The 501-nt window shown below is 35.7% G+C and carries 1 protein-coding gene; it reads left to right on the top strand.

The annotated features are described in order from the left end of the window. A partial coding sequence (locus AAEZ02_RS21825) for a BLUF domain-containing protein (RefSeq protein ID WP_351125024.1) occupies nucleotides 1–428 on the top strand: 428 nt, incomplete at its 5' end. Nucleotides 429–501 lie beyond the last annotated feature (73 nt).

The raw sequence follows: 501 nt of genomic DNA, 5'->3' as shown, positions 1-501 counted from the left end.
ACTGTCTATACCACCTAATATACGCCAGCCAAGAGACCCATAAAATGGGTGAAGATGAAATTCTTGAATTGCTCTCAAAGTCGAAGTTGGCTAATGATAAGCTAAGTATCACTGGCATGCTTCTATACGACGAGAGAAGTTTTTTTCAGGTGCTTGAAGGGGATAAGGAAATTATTGAAAACTTGTTTGCTCACATAGCGAAAGACAAAATGCATGAAAAAGTAACCAAAATTATCTTTGAAGCCATACCTGAAAGAAATTTTTCAAAATGGAGTATGGGTTATTCGATTGTTTCAAGTAGAGATTTGAATGCTATCGATGGTTTAAATGACTTTTTTAGTGGGGAGAATTGTCTGGGCGACGTTGATGAAGGCCGAGCTAAAAAATTACTTAGTGCTTTCTCTGATGGCAGATGGCGATTGAGTTAAATTTTACTCGTTGTTATATAAAAAGGGCTGAGATTTTAAGGACTATTTGTGTTTGAAAAAATAATGTTTTCCA

This window comes from Shewanella sp. T24-MNA-CIBAN-0130, assembly GCF_040310185.1.
In the GTDB taxonomy this organism is placed as follows: Bacteria; Pseudomonadota; Gammaproteobacteria; order Enterobacterales; family Shewanellaceae; genus Shewanella; species Shewanella psychromarinicola.
The sequence above is the reverse complement of the archived record's forward strand: the minus strand, read 5'-3'. Positions and strand labels throughout refer to the sequence as shown.